Source organism: Synechococcus sp. 8F6, from assembly GCF_002252665.1.
Lineage (GTDB): Bacteria > Cyanobacteriota > Cyanobacteriia > PCC-6307 > Cyanobiaceae > Cyanobium_A.
Window position 1 is genome coordinate 1 of record NZ_NQKZ01000072.1, and the last position, 642, is coordinate 642.

Here is a 642-nt window from a genome sequence, read left to right on the forward strand (position 1 = left end):
TGACCACCGGCGGGGATGCCGTTGGCGTGCTTGTTCGTAGACGACAGCACGGTGGCGGCAGATCTCCACAGCCTCACCGTTGTGGCGCTGATGGGGCGTGACGAACTTGATGCCGCTGTGCCGGTGTCGGTGGTTGTACCAGTCCACGAACGCCGCCACCCACTGGCATGCCTCCTGCACGCTGGCGAATGGCCGCCTCGGGTAATCAGGCCGGTACTTTGCGGTTCGGAACAGCGATTCTGAGTAGGGGTTGTCGTTTGACACCCTCGGCCTTGAGAACGACCGCAGCACGCCCAGCTCCTCCAGCCGTGATTCCAGCGTGGCGGCACGCATGGCGTTGCCGTTATCGGCGTGGAGGGTCAAGGGTATCTGGCGCCCCTTGCTGATCCGCTCGCGCAGGCAGGCTCTGCTCACCAGATCGGCTGCAATTGCTGGGTCTTCTCGCTCAGCGACATCCCAGGCCACCACCTTCCTGCTCCAGACGTCGATCACCAGATAGAGATAGAGCCACACGCCACGCACTGTTGTTGGCAGGTAGGTGATGTCCCAGCTCCACACCTGATTCGGGCCTGCGGCCCGCAGCCGTGGCACTGGCCTCGGCTCCTGTGGTGGTCGGGCGCGACCGCGGCGATTCGCCTGGCC

Annotated in this window: 1 protein-coding gene; it reads right to left on the reverse strand. The window is 64.6% G+C overall.

Annotated features, from left to right (window positions below):
• Positions 1 to 642, reverse strand: a 642-nt coding sequence (locus CJZ78_RS13545) for an IS3 family transposase (RefSeq protein WP_143592981.1), incomplete at both ends; no start/stop codon positions are given.